This window comes from Facilibium subflavum, assembly GCF_003574485.1.
GTDB classification, from domain to species: Bacteria; Pseudomonadota; Gammaproteobacteria; order Francisellales; family Francisellaceae; genus Facilibium; species Facilibium subflavum.
On record NZ_QLIT01000378.1, the window covers coordinates 1 to 532 of the forward strand.

Genomic DNA, 532 nt, shown 5'->3' on the forward strand with positions numbered 1-532 from the left:
ATTGATTTACTGATTGTCCATTTTGTTTTAATTATTTTAGGAGTTATCCGTGCTCTCGATATAGATTTTCCCACTGGCTAGTTTGATATTGCTGTCTGTTATTTAGAGAAAATCTGTCATACGGTGACTTAGATGTTAAATGACAACGTAAAAGCTCTCTACCCTTTTCGCTTGGTTACAATCAGAATATGCAGTAGCCGTTTAAATCTATCGTTTATCACTGGAGAAGCTAGTCGGTTTTAAATAACCCATAGCAGCGTCGTATAATGACCTTAATTTTAATATTCAACCCTTCCACAAACCCACTAGTTGATCTATTTTTAAAATAGTTAGCAATGCTGCCTTTATGCTTATTCAAAGTCTTGATAAACGTATTAAAGCAACTAAGGCCAATTTTCTCGACACTGATTATCCATCGATCCAATTTAGCCATAGCAGATTTTCTATCATGATGTGTGTTAAAAATATGCGTCAATTTTAGTGCATAGCTATGCGCCTTCTTTAAAAGAGGTGAGTGCTTGTAAAGCGCCTC

Annotated in this window: 1 protein-coding gene; it reads right to left on the reverse strand. The window is 35.3% G+C overall.

Translation table 11 applies throughout. From position 1 onward, the window contains the following. Positions 1-229: 229 nt before the first annotated feature. Positions 230-532: transposase (locus tag DNK84_RS14030; protein ID WP_162902532.1), on the reverse strand; the 303-nt coding region annotated here is incomplete at its 5' end.